At 57.3% G+C, this 19,614-nt stretch carries 23 protein-coding genes; 16 read left to right on the top strand and 7 right to left on the bottom strand.

From position 1 onward, the window contains the following. The first annotated feature begins 1 nt into the window (after nt 1). From secF to GOW92_RS21420, 8 genes are all read left to right on the top strand, one after another. On the top strand, nt 2-970 hold the full coding sequence (gene secF, locus GOW92_RS21455; RefSeq protein ID WP_170564708.1) for a protein translocase subunit SecF: 969 nt from the start codon (nt 2-4) through the stop codon (nt 968-970). Next, nucleotides 957-1,733, top strand: coding sequence for a sulfite exporter TauE/SafE family protein (locus tag GOW92_RS21450; protein ID WP_170564706.1), 777 nt, complete (start codon nt 957-959; stop codon nt 1,731-1,733). The genes secF and GOW92_RS21450 overlap by 14 nt, the downstream gene beginning before the upstream one ends. Continuing rightward, nucleotides 1,720-2,073, top strand: coding sequence for an Mth938-like domain-containing protein (locus GOW92_RS21445; protein WP_170564704.1), 354 nt, complete (start codon nt 1,720-1,722; stop codon nt 2,071-2,073). Before GOW92_RS21450 ends, GOW92_RS21445 begins: the two co-directional genes overlap by 14 nt. A gap of 147 nt (nt 2,074-2,220) precedes the next feature. Continuing rightward, nucleotides 2,221-2,835: a heme ABC exporter ATP-binding protein CcmA gene (gene ccmA / locus GOW92_RS21440; RefSeq protein ID WP_170564702.1), complete on the top strand. Its 615-nt coding sequence runs from the start codon at nt 2,221-2,223 to the stop codon at nt 2,833-2,835. After that, a complete protein-coding gene (gene ccmB, locus GOW92_RS21435; protein WP_170414442.1) occupies nt 2,832-3,488 on the top strand; it encodes a heme exporter protein CcmB in 657 nt (218 codons plus the stop codon). The genes ccmA and ccmB overlap by 4 nt, the downstream gene beginning before the upstream one ends. A gap of 61 nt (nt 3,489-3,549) precedes the next feature. Further along, a complete protein-coding gene (locus GOW92_RS21430; protein WP_170564700.1) occupies nt 3,550-4,323 on the top strand; it encodes a heme ABC transporter permease in 774 nt (257 codons plus the stop codon). Further along, nucleotides 4,320-4,478 carry a heme exporter protein CcmD gene (gene ccmD, locus GOW92_RS21425; RefSeq protein WP_170564698.1) on the top strand — a complete coding sequence of 53 codons (159 nt, stop codon included), beginning with the start codon at nt 4,320-4,322 and terminating at the stop codon, nt 4,476-4,478. The genes GOW92_RS21430 and ccmD overlap by 4 nt, the downstream gene beginning before the upstream one ends. Further along, a complete protein-coding gene (locus GOW92_RS21420; RefSeq protein WP_170564696.1) occupies nt 4,471-5,007 on the top strand; it encodes a DsbE family thiol:disulfide interchange protein in 537 nt (178 codons plus the stop codon). Before ccmD ends, GOW92_RS21420 begins: the two co-directional genes overlap by 8 nt. A gap of 108 nt (nt 5,008-5,115) precedes the next feature. Here GOW92_RS21420 and acnA read toward each other — a convergent pair whose 3' ends face one another. Next, nucleotides 5,116-7,806 (bottom strand): aconitate hydratase AcnA, encoded by a 2,691-nt coding sequence (gene acnA, locus GOW92_RS21415; RefSeq protein WP_170564693.1) that lies wholly within the window; start codon nt 7,804-7,806, stop codon nt 5,116-5,118. Nucleotides 7,807-8,037: 231 nt separating this feature from the next. Between acnA and GOW92_RS21410 the strand changes: the two genes are divergently transcribed. Next, a complete protein-coding gene (locus GOW92_RS21410) occupies nt 8,038-8,739 on the top strand; it encodes a DUF1223 domain-containing protein (protein ID WP_170564690.1) in 702 nt (233 codons plus the stop codon). Here GOW92_RS21410 and GOW92_RS21405 read toward each other — a convergent pair whose 3' ends face one another. The 4 genes from GOW92_RS21405 to purB form a co-directional block, all read right to left on the bottom strand. Continuing rightward, on the bottom strand, nt 8,740-9,663 hold the full coding sequence (locus tag GOW92_RS21405; protein WP_170564687.1) for a lysophospholipid acyltransferase family protein: 924 nt from the start codon (nt 9,661-9,663) through the stop codon (nt 8,740-8,742). 115 nt (nt 9,664-9,778) lie between these two features. Next, nucleotides 9,779-10,870: a flagellar motor switch protein FliG gene (locus tag GOW92_RS21400; protein ID WP_170564684.1), complete on the bottom strand. Its 1,092-nt coding sequence runs from the start codon at nt 10,868-10,870 to the stop codon at nt 9,779-9,781. 68 nt (nt 10,871-10,938) lie between these two features. Continuing rightward, nucleotides 10,939-11,478, bottom strand: coding sequence for a tetratricopeptide repeat protein (locus GOW92_RS21395; RefSeq protein ID WP_170564681.1), 540 nt, complete (start codon nt 11,476-11,478; stop codon nt 10,939-10,941). A 378-nt stretch (nt 11,479-11,856) separates the two neighbouring features. Beyond that, nucleotides 11,857-13,161 (bottom strand): adenylosuccinate lyase, encoded by a 1,305-nt coding sequence (gene purB, locus GOW92_RS21390; protein ID WP_170564678.1) that lies wholly within the window; start codon nt 13,159-13,161, stop codon nt 11,857-11,859. Nucleotides 13,162-13,250: 89 nt separating this feature from the next. On the opposite strand from purB, the gene GOW92_RS21385 reads away from it, so the two are divergent. The 5 genes from GOW92_RS21385 to GOW92_RS21365 all read left to right on the top strand — a co-directional run bounded on the left by GOW92_RS21385 (nt 13,251) and on the right by GOW92_RS21365 (nt 15,718). After that, nucleotides 13,251-13,583 (top strand): hypothetical protein, encoded by a 333-nt coding sequence (locus tag GOW92_RS21385; protein WP_170564675.1) that lies wholly within the window; start codon nt 13,251-13,253, stop codon nt 13,581-13,583. Next, nucleotides 13,580-14,002, top strand: a complete 423-nt coding sequence (locus GOW92_RS21380) for a DUF6314 family protein (RefSeq protein ID WP_170564672.1) — start codon at nt 13,580-13,582, stop codon at nt 14,000-14,002. The genes GOW92_RS21385 and GOW92_RS21380 overlap by 4 nt, the downstream gene beginning before the upstream one ends. Before the next feature lie 68 nt (nt 14,003-14,070). Further along, the gene (locus GOW92_RS21375; RefSeq protein ID WP_170564669.1) at nt 14,071-14,658 is read left to right on the top strand and encodes a biotin transporter BioY; all 588 of its coding nucleotides are present in this window, start codon (nt 14,071-14,073) and stop codon (nt 14,656-14,658) included. A 141-nt stretch (nt 14,659-14,799) separates the two neighbouring features. Then, a complete protein-coding gene (locus GOW92_RS21370; RefSeq protein WP_170564666.1) occupies nt 14,800-15,357 on the top strand; it encodes a hypothetical protein in 558 nt (185 codons plus the stop codon). Between the two features lie 10 nt (nt 15,358-15,367). Then, nucleotides 15,368-15,718, top strand: a complete 351-nt coding sequence (locus GOW92_RS21365; protein WP_082649311.1) for a hypothetical protein — start codon at nt 15,368-15,370, stop codon at nt 15,716-15,718. Nucleotides 15,719-15,727: 9 nt separating this feature from the next. Here the strand turns inward: GOW92_RS21365 and GOW92_RS21360 are convergent, their stop codons facing one another. Beyond that, the gene (locus tag GOW92_RS21360; RefSeq protein ID WP_170564663.1) at nt 15,728-16,942 is read right to left on the bottom strand and encodes a bifunctional alpha/beta hydrolase/OsmC family protein; all 1,215 of its coding nucleotides are present in this window, start codon (nt 16,940-16,942) and stop codon (nt 15,728-15,730) included. Nucleotides 16,943-17,183: 241 nt separating this feature from the next. On the opposite strand from GOW92_RS21360, the gene GOW92_RS21355 reads away from it, so the two are divergent. Next, nucleotides 17,184-17,378: a hypothetical protein gene (locus GOW92_RS21355; protein WP_170564660.1), complete on the top strand. Its 195-nt coding sequence runs from the start codon at nt 17,184-17,186 to the stop codon at nt 17,376-17,378. 4 nt (nt 17,379-17,382) lie between these two features. On the opposite strand, the gene dddP is transcribed toward GOW92_RS21355, so the two are convergent. Next, a complete protein-coding gene (gene dddP / locus GOW92_RS21350; RefSeq protein WP_170564657.1) occupies nt 17,383-18,726 on the bottom strand; it encodes a dimethylsulfonioproprionate lyase DddP in 1,344 nt (447 codons plus the stop codon). A 123-nt stretch (nt 18,727-18,849) separates the two neighbouring features. Here dddP and GOW92_RS21345 point away from each other — a divergent pair, with 123 nt between their 5' ends. After that, nucleotides 18,850-19,593, top strand: coding sequence for a heme-dependent oxidative N-demethylase family protein (locus GOW92_RS21345; RefSeq protein WP_170564654.1), 744 nt, complete (start codon nt 18,850-18,852; stop codon nt 19,591-19,593). Nucleotides 19,594-19,614 lie beyond the last annotated feature (21 nt).

Genomic DNA, 19,614 nt, shown 5'->3' with positions numbered 1-19,614 from the left:
CATGAGACTGAAACTCGTACCCCAGAACACCTCGTTCGATTTCTTCAGCCGCTGGAAGATCTGGCTGGGAATCTCAGCCCTTATGATGATCGTGGCCTTCACGTCCTTCATGCTTCAGGGCCTGAACTTCGGTATCGACTTCCGGGGCGGTACCACGATCAGAACTCAAAGTGCAGAAGTCGTGGATGTTGGTGCTTATCGTGAAGCCATTGCGCCGCTGGAATTGGGCGACGTGACCATTACTGAGATTTTCGATCCCACTTTTGGTGAGGACGAAAACGTCGCGATGATCCGCATTCAGGCGCAAGCCGATGCCGAGGCTGTGTCGGCCGCAACGGTGACTGCCGTGGAAGAGGCGCTCAAAATCGCTGCGCCAGATATTCAGTTTGTGTCCGTCGAATCTGTCGGCCCCAAGGTCTCGGGCGAATTGATCCAAACGGCGGTGATCGCGGTGGTGCTCGCTATTGGTGCGGTGCTTGTCTACATATGGCTGCGCTTCGAATGGCAGTTCGCTTTGGGCGCGGTGGCCGCGCTGGTGCATGACGTGATCCTGACCATCGGGATTTTCTCGGAACTGCAAATCCGGTTCGACCTGGCTATCATCGCCGCGCTGTTGACCATCGTTGGCTATTCGCTGAACGACACCGTGGTCGTGTTCGACCGCGTCCGCGAGAACCTGCGGAAGTACAAGAAGAAGGACCTCAAAGAGGTTCTGAACATCTCGATCAACGAAACACTCAGTCGAACAGTAATGACCTCGGTTACCACCCTGTTGGCTCTGATCTCGCTCTATGTGCTGGGCGGGGACGTGATCCGCGGCTTTGTCTTCGCGATGATCTGGGGCGTGATCGTGGGGACATACTCTTCGGTCTTTGTGGCCTCGACCATCCTGCTGTGGCTGGGCGTCAAACGCGACTGGTCGAAGCCGTCAAACAACGCGGGCAACCAGTTCGCAAATGTGGACGCCTGATCTGCTCGGCCAGTCCCCCACGGGGCTGGCCGTTATCGTTTTGGCAGCGACTCTGGGCGGGATCGTACGCGGGTTTTCCGGTTTTGGGACCGCGTTGGTTTTTCTACCTTTGGCCACCCCATTCCTTGGTCCGTTCGGAGCGCTGATCGGATTGACAGTCATGGACATCTTCGGGCCACTCCCTAACCTCCGCCGGGCGTGGCGCGCCGTTGACCATGGCGATCTGATGCGACTGTTGCTGGGTTGCGCTTTGGTCCTGCCAATCGGCTTGTGGATGCTTACGCAGGTCGAGCCAGAGGTTTTTAGATACGCCGTCAGTATCCTCGCTCTGTTTATGCTTGCGATTCTGATTCTAGGACTACGCTACCAAGGGCGCGTGCGACGTACGATGGTGACGGCGATCGGTGGAGCTGCAGGGTTTCTCGGCGGGGTTGCTGGGCTGCCTGGGCCGGCGGTGATCCTGTTCTACATGTCCCGTCCACTGCCGGTTGAGGTCATTCGGGCCACCATCCTGCTATTCCTATTTGGTTTCGACTTTCTGATCTTCGGTTTCCTGACCAGCATGGGGCGCGTGACCCTTGATAGTGTTGTGCTGGGGCTGGCTCTGTCTGTCCCAAACCTTTTGGGCAATTGGCTGGGTGGCTGGTTGTTCAATCCGGAAAAGGAAAAGATCTATCGCACCGCGGCCTATTTGGTGATCGCGCTTGCCGCCTTGTCGGGCCTGCCGCTTTGGGGCATAGAAGACATCCATGCGGTTGAATGAGATCACATATAACGGCGCATCCCCCGTAGACGGGTACGGACCAGGTTTTTTCCGTATCGGTGGCCGGGTTTATGAAGGCTCGGTTCTGACTGGCCCTTCGGGCACTGCCAGCTGGGGCGGATACGACGATCCATCGCCCTTACTTGGACTGGCCGCGCAGGTGGATGTCATCTTGATCGGAACGGGCACTGAGTTGGCCCACATCCCCACAGCGCTTCGATCAGCGCTTGAACAGGCAGGCATGGGGGTTGAAATCATGAACTCGCCGGCAGCCTGTCGCACCTACAATGTTCTGCTCTCTGAAGGGCGTCGCATAGCGCTGGCTATGCTTGCCACCTGACGGGTTCCTCTTCATCTGGGTGAAAGTATCCCGGGGAGCGCGAGGGCCTGGCCGTTCGCATTTAAGGTTATCCAAACGCAGAATGGGTGTTGCCCTGCGTCAAATCCCGCCTTTTGCCCCTATGCGCAATAAGATAAGCGGGGCCGTATGACACTGACCGTAACCGATCTTGCCATCACCCGTGGGGGCATCGCAGTGCTCGAAGGGCTGAGTTTTTCGCTAAAACCCGGACAGGCATTGATCCTGCGCGGACCAAACGGGATTGGCAAAACTACCTTGTTGCGCACGCTGGCAGGGCTGCAACCACCGCTGAGCGGAACAATTGACGGGGCCGAGGATCGTATCGCCTATGCCTCACATTCCGATGGATTGAAACCAACTCTGACGGTTGTCGAGAACCTGACGTTCTGGGCCTCGGTTTTTGGTACTGATGACATTCAGTCCGCATTGGATGCCTATGAGCTGAACGAACTGTCGGATCGTCACGCCGGCAACCTGTCCGCCGGGCAGAAACGCCGGCTTGGACTGGCCCGAATGCTGGTCACCGGAAGGCCGATCTGGATGCTGGACGAACCTACCGTGTCGCTGGACAAGGATGCTGTTCAGATGTTCGCCGACGCCGTTCGCGCACATCTGGGGCAGGGCGGATCGGCCCTGATCGCCACTCACATCGACCTGGGTTTGGACGGCGCGGTTTTGGATGTGGGCCCAAACAAGGCCAAACCGAAACCCATCGACGACTTTGACGGAGGCTTCCTGTGATCGCCTTGCTGCTGCGCGACCTGAAACTGGCCTTCCGTGCTGGCGGCGGTTTTGGCTTGGGCCTTGCGTTCTTTCTGATCGTGACCGTCCTGGTACCATTTTCAGTAGGCCCGCAATCGTCATTGCTGTCGACCATTGCACCGGGTGTGCTTTGGCTGGGCGCTCTTCTGGCCTGCCTGTTGTCGCTTGACCGGCTGCTGGCGCTGGATTGGGAAGACGGATCGCTTGACCTGTTGGCCACGGCGCCCTTGCCGCTTGAGGCCGTCGTATCGATTAAGGCTCTGGCCCACTGGCTTACCACGGGATTGCCTTTGGTTTTGGCCGCACCCTTTCTGGGCGTGTTGCTGAACCTGCCGGTGCCCGGGTTTTTCTGGCTGGTGATATCGTTGCTAATCGGCACCCCGGCCATGAGCGTGATCGGTACTTTTGGTGCGGCGCTGACTGTGGGATTGAAGCGCGGCGGACTGCTTTTGTCACTTCTGGTTCTGCCGCTTTATGTCCCAACGCTGATTTTCGGAGCCGAGGTCGCCCGCCGTGGTGCCACAGGCATGGAAACGCAAACCCCGCTGTTGATGCTGGCGGGGATCACCGCTGCCACGATTGCGCTGCTGCCCTTTGCCAGCGCAGCTGTGCTGCGGATCAACCTTCGGTAACGCAGTCACACTTTGACTGATGTCAATTGAGAACGAACACGAGTCGGACTAAATAGAGCCCATGTCTATCGCAGCCAAAGCCAATACCCTCTGGGAATACGCCAACCCGCGCAAATTCCTCGCCACCAGCGAGCGGGTGTTGCCGTTCTTCTGGATTTCCTCCTTGGTGTGTCTGGTCGTCGGACTGACTTGGGGCTTTTTCTTCACACCGGATGACTACAAACAGGGCTCGACCGTCAAGATCATCTACCTGCATGTACCTGCGTCACTGATGGCGATTAATTGCTGGCTGATGATGCTTGCAACCTCGCTGGTCTGGCTGGTGCGACGTCACCATGTCAGCGCGCTGGCCGCGCGGGCTGCGGCGCCGGTTGGGATCGTGATGACCCTGATCGCCTTGGCAACCGGCGCGATCTGGGGGCAACCGATGTGGGGCACCTGGTGGGCCTGGGATCCGCGCCTGACCGCGTTCCTGATCTTGTTCCTTTTCTATTTGGGTTATGTGGCCCTGTGGGAAGCGATTGAAGATTCCGACACCGCAGCCGACCTTACCTCGGTCCTTTGTCTGGTGGGGTCGGTTTTTGCCTTGCTTAGCCGCTATGCTGTGAACTTCTGGAATCAGGGCCTGCATCAAGGGGCGTCCGTGATGCGCGCGGCGGCCGTAACCGGTGCGGATACCGAGGAAAAAGTCAGCAATATCTATTTCTATCCGCTGCTGCTGTGCATTATCGGATTTGTGCTGCTGTTCATTGCGTTGGTTCTGTATCGCACAGGTACAGAAATTAGGGCGCGTCGGATCAAGGCGCTGCTTTCGAGAGAAAGGCTAAACGGATGATCCCTGATCTTGGAAAATACGCCGATGCGGTTTTGTGGTCCTATGCGGTCTCGCTCGGGCTGCTGATTGCGTTGTTTGTTCTCAGTGTGATGCGTGGCCGCAAGGTGCGGGCGGAAATGGAAAAGGTCGAAAACAGGATGATGCGCAATGGCTAAAATCTCGCCCCTGATGATTGCGCCGCCACTGATTTTTGGCGCGTTTGCCGTTTTGGCGGGCATTGGCATGTTCCGGGAAGACCCAAACGCCTTGCCATCGGCGCGCGAAGGACAACCTGCGCCGCCCGTTGTTCTGACCGAGTTTCCGGGCAAGACGTTGTTTGACGATGCGACCCTGCGCGATGGTGAGGTCAAGCTGGTCAACTATTGGGCCAGCTGGTGCGCCCCGTGCAGGGCCGAGCACCCCAACCTTGAGGCGCTATCCGAAGAGGGTATCCCGGTCTACGGCATCAACTACAAGGATCAACTGAATAACGCCGAAGCGTTTTTGAACGAACTGGGCGACCCTTACGAGTCCATCGGACGGGACGAACAAGGCCGAATGGCGCTGGACTGGGGTTTGTATGGGGTACCTGAGACCTATGTGATCGACGGAGAGGGCACGATCATTTTGCGCTTTGCCGGTCCGATTACACAGCGCGTGATCGAAAGCACGCTGCGGCCAGCACTGGAGAAAGCCGGCCGGTGATCTGAACCATTGCCAAGCGGAGCGTGCCTGCGGCACGCGCTTTAGTCTGGAGCCTGTGGCACTGGCCCAAGAAAAAGCCCCGGCGTTGTTGGTCGGGGCTTTGTTGTTTTAATCTGCCTTGGCGAGGTTCCGCAGCACGTATTGCAGTACGCCGCCGTTTTCGATGTATTCGATCTCGGGCGCGGTATCGATCCGGCATTTCAGCGTTATCGTCTTTTCGGTTCCATCGCTGAAAATGATGGTGCAGGGCACCTCCTGCAGCGGTTCAACCGAGTCCAAGCCATGGATCGAAACGGTTTCGTCACCTGTCAGTCCCAGCGTCTTGCGGGTGTCGCCGCCGGTGAATTCGAACGGGATCACGCCCATGCCAACCAGGTTGGACCGGTGGATTCGCTCAAAGCTTTCCGCAATCACGGCTTTGACGCCCAGTAGGGCCGTACCCTTAGCCGCCCAGTCGCGCGAGGAGCCCGCACCGTATTGCTCACCGCCAAAAACAACCAGCGGGACGCCCTGTTCCTGATAGGCCATTGAGGCGTCATAGATCGACGTCTGTTCGCCATCAGGCCCTTTTGTGTAGCCACCTTCGACCCCATCGAGCATCTCGTTCTTGATGCGGATATTGGCGAAAGTGCCGCGCATCATGACTTCGTGATTGCCGCGGCGGGAGCCGTAAGAGTTGAACTCGCGCGGCTGCACCTGACGTTCGATCAGGTACTTACCGGCAGGCGACGTACTTGCAAACGATCCGGCCGGTGAGATGTGGTCGGTCGTGACCATGTCACCAAGAACCGCAAGAACCTTGGCCCCGTCGATGTTCGAGATCGTGCCTGGCTCGGACCCCATCCCCTGAAAATATGGGGGGTTCTGGATATACGTCGAAGTCGGCGGCCAGTTATAGGTTTCCTGTTGCGGAACCTCGACGCTCTGCCACTTTTCGTCACCTTTGAAAACGTCAGCGTATTTGGACTGGAACGCTTCGCGGGTGACCGTTTCCTGAACCAATTCGGCAATTTCGCTTTGGGTTGGCCAGATGTCTTTCATGAAGACGTCATTGCCGTCCTTGTCCTGACCGATCGGCTCGGACGTCAGATCGATATCCATGGTGCCAGCCAGTGCGTAGACCACGACCAGTGGCGGCGAGGCCAGATAGTTGGCCCGCACGTCCGGCGAAATCCGGCCTTCGAAGTTGCGGTTGCCAGACAGAACGGATGTGGCGACCAGATCTCCTTCGGCAATCGCTTCGCTGATTTCCCTCTGGATCGGGCCAGAGTTGCCGATGCAGGTGGTGCAGCCATAGCCGACAAGGTTGAATCCGATGGCATCCAGATGCTGCTGCAGGCCCGCAGCCTCAAGGTATTCAGACACAACCTGTGAACCGGGGGCCAGCGATGTTTTGACCCACGGCTGACGGTTCAAGCCTAGCTCATGCGCCTTTTTTGCGACCAGACCGGCACCAATCATCACATAAGGGTTTGAAGTGTTGGTACAGGAGGTGATCGAGGCGATCACAACCTTGCCCGATTCCATGCCGTAATTTTCGCCCTTGACCACGACCTGCTTGCCCATCGGGCGTTTGAAGGTTTCGGCCATTTCCTTGGTGAAGGCTGCTTTGGCGTCGGTCAGCGCAACATAGTCCTGCGGACGCTTTGGCCCCGAGATTGCGGGAACAATTGTGCCCATGTCCAGCGTCAGAGTGTCGGTGTAAATGGGCGCATAGTTTTCATCGCGCCACAGGCCGTTTTCCTTGGCATAGGCTTCGACCAACGCCAGACGATCCTCATCACGGCCGGTGTTTCGCATGTAGCGCAGTGTTTCGCCGTCGATTGGGAAGAAGCCACAGGTCGCGCCATATTCGGGCGCCATGTTTGCAATGGTCGCGCGGTCGGCCAGCGGCAAGCGGTCCAGACCTTCGCCATAGAATTCGACGAATTTGCCCACGACGCCCTTTTCGCGCAGCATTTCCACGACTTTCAGGACAAGGTCAGTGCCGGTTGTGCCTTCGACCAAAGCGCCGGTCAGCTCAAAGCCTACTACCTCAGGGATGAGCATCGAGATCGGCTGGCCCAGCATCGCGGCTTCGGCCTCGATCCCACCGACACCCCAGCCCAAAACGGCCATACCGTTGACCATCGTCGTGTGGCTGTCGGTACCAACCAGTGTGTCGGGGTAGGCGACATCGTCGCCGTTCTGATCGGTGTCGGTCCAGACAGTTTGTGCCAGATATTCCAGGTTCACCTGATGGCAGATGCCGGTTCCGGGGGGAACAACGCGGAAGTTGTTGAATGCCGACTGCCCCCATTTCAGGAACTGATAGCGCTCCATATTGCGCTCATATTCACGGTCCACATTCATCTGGAACGCGCGCGGGTTGCCGAATTCGTCAATCATGACCGAGTGGTCGATGACCAGATCAACAGGGTTCAGAGGGTTGATCTTTTGCGCATCACCGCCCAGCCCTTTGATGCCATCGCGCATCGCTGCCAGATCGACAACAGCCGGAACACCGGTAAAGTCCTGCATCAACACGCGCGCAGGACGATACGCGATCTCGCGCGGGTTCTTGCCGCCACTTGTCGCCCATTCGCCAAAGGCTTTGATATCGTCGACCGAGACGGAAAAACCGTCATCCTCGAAACGCAGCATGTTTTCCAGAACCACTTTGAGCGCGGCGGGAAGCCTTGAAAAATCGCCCAGTCCGGCCGCTTGCGCGGCGGGGATGGAATAATATGAAATGGACTTGCCATTCACGCTTAGGCTGCGGCGTGTTTTGGCGGTGTCTTGTCCGACTTTGATGGGCATCTGTGGCCTCCCTCTGAAATGACTTAGGTCCCGGGATTCGCTAATAGTTATCTGCATCACCAAAGCCTTTGATTCAAGGACCAAGGCGGTGAGCTTGCTGAGTGATGTATACCATTGCACACAGATTTTAAGAGGCGCGATGGTCGCATGTCTCAAGAAACGTTGATTGGAGGTTGATCGGGCTTGCGTTTAGACCGGACAGTACATCCAGTCAAAGGCCCGAGACCTGTAATGTTGAAATCCATTCGTGCAACAGCGCTTATTTCCTTTTTTTTGACCACCGCGGCCATTGCAGAAGGTGACCCGGTTGTCGTTGAGCTTTTCACGTCTCAGGGCTGTTCATCCTGTCCGCCCGCTGATCGGCTCATGCACGATTTGGCCAAACGCGACGATGTGATCGGTCTGGCACTGCACGTGGATTACTGGGATTACATCGGGTGGAAGGACGAATATGCAAAACCGGATCACACCTTGCGTCAGCGCACCTATGCGCGGGAAGGTGGTCGGTCGATGATCTATACTCCGCAGATGGTGGTAAACGGGCAGCAGGATGTGGTCGGCGCGCAAGCGCGGGAATTGGATCGCCTGATCAACGCGCATATCAAGGCAGCCCCTCAGGCGTCCGTGACGGCCGTTCGCTCAGGCAATGATGTGTCGGTCGATGTGATGCCGGTCGAGTTGCCGGCCGGAGAAACCTACGACATCCGCGTCGTTCAGTACTCGCCTATGCGCCACGCCTCAATCCGACGCGGAGAGTTGGCCGGACATGAACTGGATTATGCGAATGTTGTCGAGGCCTGGTATACGGCAGGTCAATGGGATGGCGTTGCGCCTCAGGCGTTTTCAGTGGCCGTAGATGCGGATTTGCCGGCCGTCGTCCTGGTGCAAAGGGAAGGGCACGGCCCCATAGTGGCCGCCACTAAGGTCAGGTAATTAGGGCATATCCTCGGGCTGAACTCCCAGACCATTCCAGGCTTTCCAGCGTCGGTGAATCCAGAACCACTGGCCCATATGTTGTCTAACCATGGCCTCAAGATCATCATTGGTGAACTGGGTCATGGTTTTGGGGTCTGTATGCGGCACCGGATCGTGCAGCACGATTTCAAAATCCACACCATTGGGTTGGCGCACCGCGTAGCACGGGATCAGGACGGCATTGTACTTCATAGCCAGTTCTGCGTTCAGAACCGAGGTCACGGCGGGCTTGCCGAAGAATGTCAACTCTTCCCCGCCATGGGCATGCAGATCAGACACGATCGCGATGATCCCGTTTTTCTTGAGTGAGCGGACCATTTCAACCATCCCACGACGTCCTTGTTCGAACATCGGCGAGCCGGTTTTGTGGAACGCTTCAACATACATGTCGTTGAAGTAAGGGTTCGCCATACGGCGATAAAGGCACCCAATCGGGCGACCACTGCGTTCCTGCAAGGCAATACGTGCGGCCAGATAGTGTCCAAAATGGGCGGTGATCATCATGATGGGGCGCCCGTCTGCCACAGCGGCGTCAAATGCCGCAACACCCGAACCACTTACTTTTGCCGTGCTCTGACGCTGGGTGAAACCTTCGGGCGAAAAATGCTCCATGATCGCGCGGCCAGCATTGTCGGGAACGGCGCTGCAGATTCTTTTGACTTCCGCCTCTGACAGGTCCGGGCAGGTTAGTTTCAGATTGTTGCGCACGCGTGTGGTGAAGCCGATCATCGGTGAAAGCCCACGCGCGATTGCACCCATGGTTTTTAGTCGTGTTTCATAGGGCAGCAAACGCATGGCCCCGATAACGCCCTTCATGAACAATCCAGTGATGTAGTATTTTCTAAGCGCTGCGCGGCTTAGTTCCGACTTTTCGACGGGCATGAATAGGTCTCACCGGCTGTTGCGATTTGCCGGGCAAGACATACAAGGCACAATCCGCAACCACAAGCGTTGCAAAACTAGGCCGGGCCCGGGCACGCCTGATCACGCTTGCCAGTCACTCTTCGCTATCCTCTTCAATCAGCGGTATTGCGCCCTCGTCGACCAGCGCACGAATTGCGCCAACTACAAGCGTCATCGCTTCCTCGGCCTCGGACAGTTTCACCTTGTCGCGCTCGGTGATTTCTTCACGCAGGTTATCCGCCATGCGCGTCGACATGTTGGACAGCAGAAAATCGACCGCAGCCTTGTCATCCTCGGCTGTGGCACCGGCCAAAGCGGTGACGAGGTCAGCCTGATCCACCCCCCGCAGAACCGCTGGCACGTCGCGAGGCAAAATGCGGGCCGGGATATGGGCGAAGGTAAAGATCGATCGGCGTACGAGGGCAGCGAAATCGGTGTCTTCCTCGTCCAGAGCCTTCAATAAGCCTTCTCGCGTTGCCGCAGCGGACTGGTTTAAGATCGCGCCGACTCGGACACCGGGGCCATCGGAAAAGGCGGTGGTCGGGCGCCGATCAAGCTGAGCGGCCAGCGACCAGCCAATTCGCTCGACAGCTTCCGGCGTGATGTTAGCGGTTTTCGAAACTGCATAGGTGATGCGGCGTGCGACCGGGCCGGGCAGGTGACCCAGAAGTTGCGCGGCATTCGCGGTTTCTAGCTTGGACAACATCACCGCCGCAATTTCAGTGCTTTCGGCCAGAGCAATGGTGGCTAGATCTTCGGTCGGGATTTCCCGCAGTCGTTGCCACGGATCTCCGATCTGACGTACCCCGGCTTCTTTCCGTAACCGGGCCGCTGTTGCCGGTGTGATCCTATCGCTGACTGCGTCAAGCGCACCGGCCAACCCGTGTGGAAATGACAGGCCGAGACTGTCCAGCGCTTCCGCAAATTCATGTGCAACGGAGGCCAGCGTGACGCGATCTACAAGACCCATTTGACCCAGTTGATGAGTTAGCTTTTCCTGCAAGTCATCGGGCAGTTCTTCCAGCGGGATATCTGCGCCTTCATTCAACAAAAGGCGCACAACCACAGCGGCTTTTTGTCGACTGCTCAGCGCCTTGGGGACGACGCGAGGCGCGTCGTTCTGATCGTCGGCGGCGGGTGTCGAGGTCCCCGGTGCCAGTTGAACCAAAGTGTTTGTGTCCTGCATCTGCCTGTGGTGCCAAGATTCTGTTCCACAGGCAGATTACGGAGAGTCGGGTAAAGAAAGACTGAAGCTTAGTAGCTGTAAGTCAGCCCGGTGCGGATCGCCTCGCGCAGAGACGCTTCGGCCCAGGTGCCTTCTCCGCCGCGCGCCTTGATCTCGCGCCACTGGGCGATGGCAAGATCGGTTTTGCCTTCGGTGACAAAGCCCTGGCCCATATAGCTGCGCGCCAGAATGTTGTCGGGATTTGCCTTAATAGCGTTCGAATAAAAGGCATTTGCCAGGTCAAGCTCACCCATTTTGCGGTATGTGAAGCCCCAATAGGTCAAAACGCGATCATCGTCTTGATCCATAATGCGCAGGATGTCCTGTGCGTTCTCTAACTGCCCGTCATAGGCCAGTTCACGCACGGCGTCATACAGTTCGTCCTGCGTAAAGTTGCTCTGGTTCGGCTTCACGCACCGTCCGGCGTCTTTGTCATAAACTCGACCGAATAGACACTTCTTTGTCGTGTTGGTTGGCTTTGGCGGGTTGCTGTCACCACCAGCGGCGATCGCGACCGGCGCGAATGCAAAGGCCTGAAGGGCGATCGTTGAAGCGAGTACTAGGCGCATTTTCCTACTCCGTTGTCAGGGCTGCTTACAGAAAGCATAGTGCGTTCTTCTCAAAAGCTAACAACCGAAGGCTCGCGTTTATTCACAAATGGGAAAAAATTTTCTCAGCTGTTCGTAATTTTGGCGCAGGTTTGAGTTTCAGCATCCCATACCGAACCTGGTGCGCAGGACTGAGTTTGCTTGGAATGACCACTACAGGCCAATGCAACGGAGGCTGAGCAACTAAGGGCCAAAGCACAAATCAGAGTACGGATCATCGTGTTTCTCCTGTCCGGATTTACACCTACATCATAGCTTGTTTTGACCCGTCTGGCAAAACACCAAGGCCCGGAACGCGTCCTGCGATCCGGGCCCTGCGAACCAACTGATCAGATTGGGCTATTCGCCAAATACACGGGCGAAGATCGTGTCGACGTGTTTGGTGTGATAGCCCAGATCGAATTTCTCTTCGATTTCTTCCGGGCTCAGCGCGGCGGTGACGTCGGGATCTCCCAGCAATTCCTCTTTGAAATCGGTGCGGTGTTCCCAGACTTTCAGTGCGTTGCGCTGGACCATGGAATAGGCGTCTTCACGGCTGACACCTGCCTGTGTCAGTGCCAGCAGAACCCGCTGGCTCATTACCAGGCCGGGAAACTTGTTCATATTCTCGATCATGTTCTCGGGAAAGATCAGCATTTTGTCTATGACGCCAGTCAGTCGGGCCAGAGCAAAGTCCAGCGTGATAGTGGCATCCGGCCCAATCATGCGTTCAACCGAAGAATGCGAGATATCGCGTTCATGCCAGAGCGCCACGTTTTCCATCGCCGGGATCGCTGCTGCGCGCACCATACGCGCAAGCCCGGTCAGGTTCTCGGTCAGGACCGGGTTTTTCTTGTGGGGCATGGCAGACGAGCCCTTCTGACCCATCGAGAAGAACTCGGCCCCCTCCAACACCTCTGTCCGCTGCATGTGGCGGATTTCGATGGCGATGTTTTCGATGCTGCTGGCGATGACGCCAAGCGTGGCAAAGAAAGCCGCGTGGCGGTCGCGCGGAATGACTTGTGTGCTAATCGGTTCAGGAACCAAACCCAACTGGTCGCAGACATGCTCTTCCACACGGGGGTCGATGTTAGCAAAAGTGCCAACCGCGCCGCTAATTGCACCGGTTGCAACTTCCGCGCGCGCATCGCGCATCCGGGACAGGTTGCGGTCCATCTCGGCGTAAAAGCGGGCAAAGGTCAGACCCATGGTGGTGGGTTCGGCGTGGATGCCGTGGCTGCGGCCGATGCGGACTGTGTCCTTGTGTTCGAATGCGCGGCGCTTCAGAGCAGCCAACAGACCTTCGAGGTCTGCGATCAGCAGATCGGCGGCGCGGGTCAGTTGAACGTTGAAGCAAGTGTCCAGAACATCCGAACTGGTCATGCCTTGATGCACAAAACGGGCTTCTTCGCTGCCAACATGTTCGGCCAGATGGGTCAGGAACGCGATGACGTCATGCTTGGTGACCGCTTCGATTTCATCAATGCGAGCAACGTCGAATTCTACATCCTTAGCCTTCCAGACGGCCTCCGCGTTTTCACGCGGGATCACGCCCAGATTGGCCATCGCGTCGCAGGCATGGGCCTCAATCTCGAACCAGATGCGAAACTTGGACTCGGGCGACCAGATGGCGACCATATCGGGGCGGGAATAGCGTGGAATCATTGGCAGCGGCACCTTATTGTGATTTGGCAGGAGGCGTTGCGGCGGGGTTTAAACCCGCGCAAGCAAAGGAACAAGGCGCGAGTGCAAAGATGAGACGGTTTGCCCTGATTTTAGCCCTTTGGCCGGGTTTTCTGGCGGCGGAAGAGTTCAGAACGCTGACGGGTGACGAGATTCTGTCGGTATTGACCGGGCAGAAACTCGATTACGGGGAAGGTATCTCGCAGACTTTCGACGATACGATGCTGACGCAGTACTTTTCAGGCGGTCCGAGCGCGGGTCGTTGGGCGGTGCAGGGGGATCGCTATTGCTCGCTCTGGCCACCTTCCGACCTGTGGGCCTGCTATGATGTGCAGCAAAGGGATGATGTGATCCGCTTCATAGATGATAATGGGGGCACAACCGACGGGACAATCGTCGAATGAACTTGCCGAAAAACCTGTCCGATTTTGAAGGAAATTGGAGCCTGAACCGGACCATTCGGGATGCACAGGCCGGGCAGGTGGTGCAGGCCGATGGGCTAGCGGTTTTGCGTCCGACTGAAGATGGTTTGATCTATGATGAAGAGGTCACGCTGCGTGTGCCGGGTCAGGCCGAGATGAAAGGCACGCGTAAATACTTGTGGCACAAGGCGGGCAGGGCGATTGCCATTCACTTTGACGACGGCCGCTATTTTCATCAGCTGGAACTGGGGCAGGCACATGCGTCTGACCATCACGATTGCCCGCCTGATAGCTATGATGCCGTCTACGATTTTTCGGCATGGCCGGTCTGGTCAGTGCGCTGGATCGTCTCGGGCCCCAGAAAATCATATGAAATGAGCACTGAATATCGTTTAAGATAGCGTAATCATGTTGCAGTCTGTCCTCTAAGCGGGCATTTCTGCGTGTGCAAAAAGGTGGAGATGCAAAAATGAATGCGAATGTACTGGCCAATGCGATTGGCCCGCGCGAAGGTACCGCGCTGCGCGTCAAACAAGTTGTGCTGGTGGCACTGGGTATTCTGGCTTTGGCAATTGCCGCAAAGATCAAGGTCCCGATGTGGCCTGTTCCGATCACGATGGGCACCTTTGCCGTGCTGACCATTGGCACCGCCTATGGCACGCGTCTGGGTCTGGCCACCATGCTGGGCTACCTGTTGATCGGTGCGCTGGGCTTTGATGTGTTCGCAGGTTCCTCGGCCGAGAAATTTGGTCTGACCTACATGATGGGCGGTACCGGCGGCTATCTGGTCGGTTACCTGCTGGCAACTGTTCTGCTGGGCGCACTGGCCGCGCGCGGCTGGGACCGTTCGTTCGGCAAGATGGCGTTGGCTCTGGTTCTGGCAAATGTCGTGATCTACTTGCCTGGTCTGCTGTGGCTGGGTCAGTTGTACGGATGGGACCAACCGATCCTGCAGTGGGGTCTGACACCCTTCTTGGTGGGCGACGCGATCAAGCTGGTGCTGGCTGCACTGCTGATCCCAGGCCTGTGGAAACTGGTGGGCGACGCGCGCTCGTAACCTCCAGCCAAGTCAAATCTGACATAACCGCGCCCGGAGGTTTCCTGGCGCGGTTTTTTTGTGCCCGCACATTGGAATGCTGGACAAAAGGGGTCACAGCAGGTCAATCTGCATTCAATGAAATCATCAGGTTATTGAGATATGCGTATTCAATTTTCTTCGGCGCTCGCCGTTTGCGCCTCGCTATGGTTGTGCGGTACGCCTGCGTCAGCCGACACTCCGGTTACCTACACGGACAATGGACGCGCGTTGTTTGGCTTTTCCGTGCCTGACTTTTGGGCGTTGCGCACTGGCGGCCCGCGCGAAATTGAGGATACCGAACTGGGCGACGCGCGCGCCGTTGCCCGGGTCATGGGGATGCGGCCTGTTACCGACGACAATGTCTGGATGGGCTTTGTTTCGCCGGCAGGCGTAGCTTCGATCGATGGCGGTCTGCGGTATCTTGAAGACATAGACAGGTTTCTGGTCAAGGACCCGACTGTGTCCGAAACCACCACGACGCGTATCGGCGGATTGCCCGCACGGGTTATTCGCGGGACCGGCAATCGCGAAGGACGTGGTGTTAACTTTACGGTTTCGGTGATCGACTTACCGAAGGGGCGTGTAGCCATTGCCGTGGCGATCCTGCGCGACGGCGCCGATCCAGCTTATGTGGACGACCTGAACGCCGTATTCGCGTCGTTCCGGTCCCTGCAGTGAGGAGGCGCACATGACCCGCAAATTGATCAAACGCGCAACCCTTGCCCTGGGATTGGGTGCTGCCACACTGACGCTTTCGGCCTGTGACGGCGTCACAGTCGGAGTGGGATACGGGTATGACCCCTTCTACGACTCGATGTTATGGAACGACTACTATCACGACGTGGACGTGGATATCGACATCGACCGACCGGATCGACCCAGACCGCCGGATGGACGCCCACCTGCGCGTCCTGTTCCGCCAATCGCCAAGCCACCGAACAGACCGCCAGTGTCCCGACCGCCGAACCGTCCAAGACCACCGGTTGCACGGCCACCGGCGGCCCGACCACCCATTCACCGCCCCGCAGGGCGGCGCTGAGCGCGAGCGTCAGTCCAGCAGCACGGTTGTGATCTGGGCTGACCCTTCCAGGGTTCTGTGCACCGGGCATTTGTCTGCGATTTCGAGCAGTCTTGTGCGCTGCTCGGCGGTCAAAGGACCTTCAAGGCGGATCTTGCGACGAAACTGATCTACCTTGCCTTCGCTGGCCAGCCCTGCGTCCTGCGCGTGCACCTTGTTGTGGCACACATCGACCGTGATGTTTTTGAGGGGCCAGCGCTTGCGCCGTGCATACATGCGAATAGTCATCGACGTGCAGGCCCCCAGACCCGAGGACACGAATCCGTAGGGCGACATGCCACGGTCGGTGCCGCCATACGAGGCGGGCTCGTCCGCAACTGCGTGGTGCCGGGGACCGGACTGGATATCCTGCAGGAACCCTTCCGGATCTGCCTCAGTCACGCGAACAACACCTTCGGGCGCACCCGGTGGTGGAGCAGGTGGGCAGAGCCTGACGTAACGCGTAACCCATGCTGAAATTACGTCAGCCGCGTATTCCGCGTCGGATGCGCGGGTAATCAAGTGGTCGGCATCGTCAAGGGTAACAAAGCTCTTGGGATGTTTGGCCGCCAAGAAGATTGTGCTGGCGTTGTCGATACTTACGGTTTCATCTCTTGGTGCGTGCAAGATCAGCAAGGCCGCCTTCAGGTCCGCGATAGCGGGCATCAAGGCCGTTTCGGAAATATCATCCACAAACGCCTTGCCAATGCGGAACGGACGCCCGCCCAGCATCACATCCGCCGCTCCGGCCTGCGTGATCTCTGGTAACGCGTCTTCAAAGTGATGAGCGACATGGCCGGGATCTGCAGGCGCACCCAGCGTGACCACGGCCTTGACGCTGGGAATGCCAGCCCGGGCACGTAACACAGCCGCACCGCCCAGCGAATGACCGATGAGCAGTGCCGGCGCCATGTTGCGACCCGCCAGATAGTGCGACGCTGCGATCAGGTCTTCGACATTGGAGGTGAAGGTTGTGTTAGCAAATTCGCCGCCGGAATGGCCCAGACCAGTGAAGTCAAATCGCAGTACGGCGATGCCCATCGCTGCAAGCCGTGCCGCAATCCGTCGCGCAGCAGGGATGTCCTTGGAACAGGTGAAACAATGCGCAAACAGCGCTGTCGCCAGAACCGGTCCGTCCGGAAGATCCAGGCGCGCGGCCAATTGGTTGCCGTCGTGACCGGCAAAAGTAATGCGTTCGGTGGGCATGGCAGTTCCTTGTTCGTCGGGATGACTAATAGTGTGTGCTACTGACTGGCTGCTCAACCCCATTGTAAGAAGCGTCACGGGAAGGTGAGTGGGGTGAATAGATTACGCGCAAATCTTTGTTTGCGATGTGAGATAAATAAATCAATTTATGTGATGTATAGATTAATAAATATTCGTTTTACTAATTTAATGCTCTGCCCCATCTTACAGCCATCAGAAACGTTCAACCCAGGAGTTTCAAATGGCACATACCGCATCCGATCCAAGGGGCGTGGTTCTACGCCCGGACATATTGGCCGTGATTGCTCTGACCGGGGTGATCGGATTTGCAATTGGGCAATCCATACCGTCTGTGACCTATACCGAGGCACAAGTTACTGAACCCGTGTCCGAAGACTGGCACGGCAATGTCATGCGGTCGCATTGGTCGAACTGAAACGTCAGCTCAGTCCCATGAGTTGCGGATCAAAGGGATAGGTGGTCAGGTTCTCATACCCGTCTTCGGTGATCAGAACCTGGTCTTCCAGCTTGATTGAGAAATCGCCGCCAACCTCACCAACAGCCGCCTCGACACACAGGACCATGCCGGGCTCTAACGGATAGTCGTATGAGTCGGCCACCGCCTTGTCCGGGTAAGCGACCAGAGGCCATTCATCGCACAAGCCGACACCATGCATCAGGCATCCATATTTCTGAGCCTGGAACTTATCGTCCAGCTTGTGTGCGTTGGCCGTCAGTTCGGGGATCATCACGCCGGGTTTCAGCATCTCCATGTTGGTCATAATGTGCTCATGAGCGTGCTGCATAGCGTAGATCATGTCAGGCCGGGGCCTTTCGTCGCCGATCCACCATGTGCGAGAGATATCAATACAGATGCCGTATGAACCGATAAGGTCGGTGTCAAAAGCGATGATCTCGTTCTGTTGCGTGATCCGGGGGCCGCATTCCTGAAACCACGGGTTTGTTCGCTGGCCCGAGGCCAGCAGGCGGGTTTCGATCCATTCACCACCGCGACGGATGTTTTCGGCATGCAGGACCGCCCAGATATCGTCTTCCGAGGTTTTGCCGTCGCCTACATTGGCGCGCGCGAACTTCTCCATTTCCGCTACGGCGGTTTCGCAGGCATGGTTGGCGCAGCGCATGGCCAGAATTTCGTCAGGACCTTTGATGGCTCGGGTCTTTTCGGTGACCTCCTCACCCTCCATGATCTCGAACCCCTGCGCTTCTAGCGCGCGCAGTCCGTGCAGCATGATCTTGTCTACGGCAAGGCGCTTGTTGCCGCCGCTGTGTTCGTCAATTAGAACGCGCACCTCGTTTGAAAACACATCTGCGGCTACATCCACCTTATCGCCCCGGTCGAAATAGAACAGGTCAGCGCCGGACCGCTGTTCCCGCACCAGAGGGTTGAACGTGGAAAGGAACGGAGAATTCTTGTAATCCCAAATCACCATATACCCGTCTGCGCACAACAAGACCGCGCGGAATGGGTTGTGCGTGTTCCAGAGCTGCATATTGGTGCTGTCAGTGGCATAGCGGATATTCAACGGGTCGAACATCAACAGCCCGCCATAACCGCGGTCGACAACGGCTTTTGTCAGTCTTTTCCACCGGTGTTCGCGCATCCGCGCCAGATCAGGCAGAGATAGGCCAGCCGCTTCCCATTCGGAGAACGCAAGCTGCGTCGGGCCGATCTCGATCCGATCATTTGCGTTCGGGGTGCCATCCCCAAGGGTCGCACCTTTGGTCGGGTCGATCTTGCGGGTGTCGCGGTAGTGCCGGTTCATGGTGGGTCTCCCTGCCTATTTTTTGAGCGTGGAGAATCAATAGACATCCGTCTTGAAAGTTTGCGACGGCGCGTTCGTCGCTTTTTGACCGACAAGCGAATTTTGTGGTGATACGTCAAGTTCATGACCACTATTCTGCAGACTTCAATCCCTTATGACCCGCTGGCAAGACGCCCGTTGCCCGGCGTTCAGCCGGCCAATATGGATAACTGGTTGCACTGCGACGATGCCTTCGCTGCCCAAATGCAAAGGCGTGAAGAGCTTTTGGCTGGCTGCCGTGCGGATATTATGTCGATGGATCCTAGCGCTTTACCGGCCGCACAGGAGTTGTTGGAGCTGGTGCTGAGCCGTGTTTATCCAGAGTGTACAGATCACGTCATCCGCCCTGACAGGCAGAAAGTTCCGGTCGATCACTCACAGCCGTTGGACACGTTGTGCCGGTTGGTACAGGAAGATTTTTGCATCCTGCAAAAACATGGGGATGAACACGTTCTGACCGCGGCCATCCTTTGTTTTCCGGCCAGTTGGCGCTTGTCCGAGAAGTTTATGCGGCCTCTGATCGACATTCATGTGCCTGTCGACAGCTATGACGCCAATATCGCCCGACGGGTCCAGCGGTTGTTTGACGGAATACAGCCGGGGCGCCCACTGTGGCGGTTCAACGCACTGTGGTATCAGGACGCCGAGCTTCATCAACCACGCAGTGCCAACGACCGACGGGATCCTCAGGATCGGGGGACAGCGCGGTTCCTGCGTAGCGAGCGACAGACGTTGTTGCGCCTGCCTAAAACGGAGGCCGTGGTATTCTCGATCCACACATATGTGTTGGCAGAAGACCAGTTACGTAAAATGGAAAACCCCGCCTGATGGCGGGGCCTCCAAGGAGGG

The sequence above is a fragment of the Ruegeria atlantica genome, from assembly GCF_013032505.1.
In the GTDB taxonomy this organism is placed as follows: Bacteria; Pseudomonadota; Alphaproteobacteria; order Rhodobacterales; family Rhodobacteraceae; genus Ruegeria; species Ruegeria atlantica_F.
Note: the sequence above shows the minus strand (reverse complement) of the source record. Positions and strands in the feature narration are given on the sequence as shown.

What these genes read in the sequence shown, in the direction of transcription:
- GOW92_RS21385 (WP_170564675.1), top strand. Translation starts at nt 13,251, where the DNA reads ATGAGACGGTTTGCCCTGATTTTAGCCCTTTGGCCGGGTTTTCTGGCG.
- ccmD (WP_170564698.1), top strand. Translation starts at nt 4,320, where the DNA reads ATGATCCCTGATCTTGGAAAATACGCCGATGCGGTTTTGTGGTCCTAT.
- GOW92_RS21380 (WP_170564672.1), top strand. Translation starts at nt 13,580, where the DNA reads ATGAACTTGCCGAAAAACCTGTCCGATTTTGAAGGAAATTGGAGCCTG.
- purB (WP_170564678.1), bottom strand. Translation starts at nt 13,161, where the DNA reads ATGATTCCACGCTATTCCCGCCCCGATATGGTCGCCATCTGGTCGCCC.
- GOW92_RS21405 (WP_170564687.1), bottom strand. Translation starts at nt 9,663, where the DNA reads ATGCCCGTCGAAAAGTCGGAACTAAGCCGCGCAGCGCTTAGAAAATAC.
- GOW92_RS21375 (WP_170564669.1), top strand. Translation starts at nt 14,071, where the DNA reads ATGAATGCGAATGTACTGGCCAATGCGATTGGCCCGCGCGAAGGTACC.
- GOW92_RS21400 (WP_170564684.1), bottom strand. Translation starts at nt 10,870, where the DNA reads ATGCAGGACACAAACACTTTGGTTCAACTGGCACCGGGGACCTCGACA.
- GOW92_RS21395 (WP_170564681.1), bottom strand. Translation starts at nt 11,478, where the DNA reads ATGCGCCTAGTACTCGCTTCAACGATCGCCCTTCAGGCCTTTGCATTC.
- GOW92_RS21365 (WP_082649311.1), top strand. Translation starts at nt 15,368, where the DNA reads ATGACCCGCAAATTGATCAAACGCGCAACCCTTGCCCTGGGATTGGGT.
- GOW92_RS21410 (WP_170564690.1), top strand. Translation starts at nt 8,038, where the DNA reads ATGTTGAAATCCATTCGTGCAACAGCGCTTATTTCCTTTTTTTTGACC.
- dddP (WP_170564657.1), bottom strand. Translation starts at nt 18,726, where the DNA reads ATGAACCGGCACTACCGCGACACCCGCAAGATCGACCCGACCAAAGGT.
- GOW92_RS21445 (WP_170564704.1), top strand. Translation starts at nt 1,720, where the DNA reads ATGCGGTTGAATGAGATCACATATAACGGCGCATCCCCCGTAGACGGG.
- ccmA (WP_170564702.1), top strand. Translation starts at nt 2,221, where the DNA reads ATGACACTGACCGTAACCGATCTTGCCATCACCCGTGGGGGCATCGCA.
- GOW92_RS21360 (WP_170564663.1), bottom strand. Translation starts at nt 16,942, where the DNA reads ATGCCCACCGAACGCATTACTTTTGCCGGTCACGACGGCAACCAATTG.
- GOW92_RS21450 (WP_170564706.1), top strand. Translation starts at nt 957, where the DNA reads ATGTGGACGCCTGATCTGCTCGGCCAGTCCCCCACGGGGCTGGCCGTT.
- secF (WP_170564708.1), top strand. Translation starts at nt 2, where the DNA reads ATGAGACTGAAACTCGTACCCCAGAACACCTCGTTCGATTTCTTCAGC.
- GOW92_RS21355 (WP_170564660.1), top strand. Translation starts at nt 17,184, where the DNA reads ATGGCACATACCGCATCCGATCCAAGGGGCGTGGTTCTACGCCCGGAC.
- GOW92_RS21345 (WP_170564654.1), top strand. Translation starts at nt 18,850, where the DNA reads ATGACCACTATTCTGCAGACTTCAATCCCTTATGACCCGCTGGCAAGA.
- acnA (WP_170564693.1), bottom strand. Translation starts at nt 7,806, where the DNA reads ATGCCCATCAAAGTCGGACAAGACACCGCCAAAACACGCCGCAGCCTA.
- GOW92_RS21420 (WP_170564696.1), top strand. Translation starts at nt 4,471, where the DNA reads ATGGCTAAAATCTCGCCCCTGATGATTGCGCCGCCACTGATTTTTGGC.
- GOW92_RS21370 (WP_170564666.1), top strand. Translation starts at nt 14,800, where the DNA reads ATGCGTATTCAATTTTCTTCGGCGCTCGCCGTTTGCGCCTCGCTATGG.
- GOW92_RS21430 (WP_170564700.1), top strand. Translation starts at nt 3,550, where the DNA reads ATGTCTATCGCAGCCAAAGCCAATACCCTCTGGGAATACGCCAACCCG.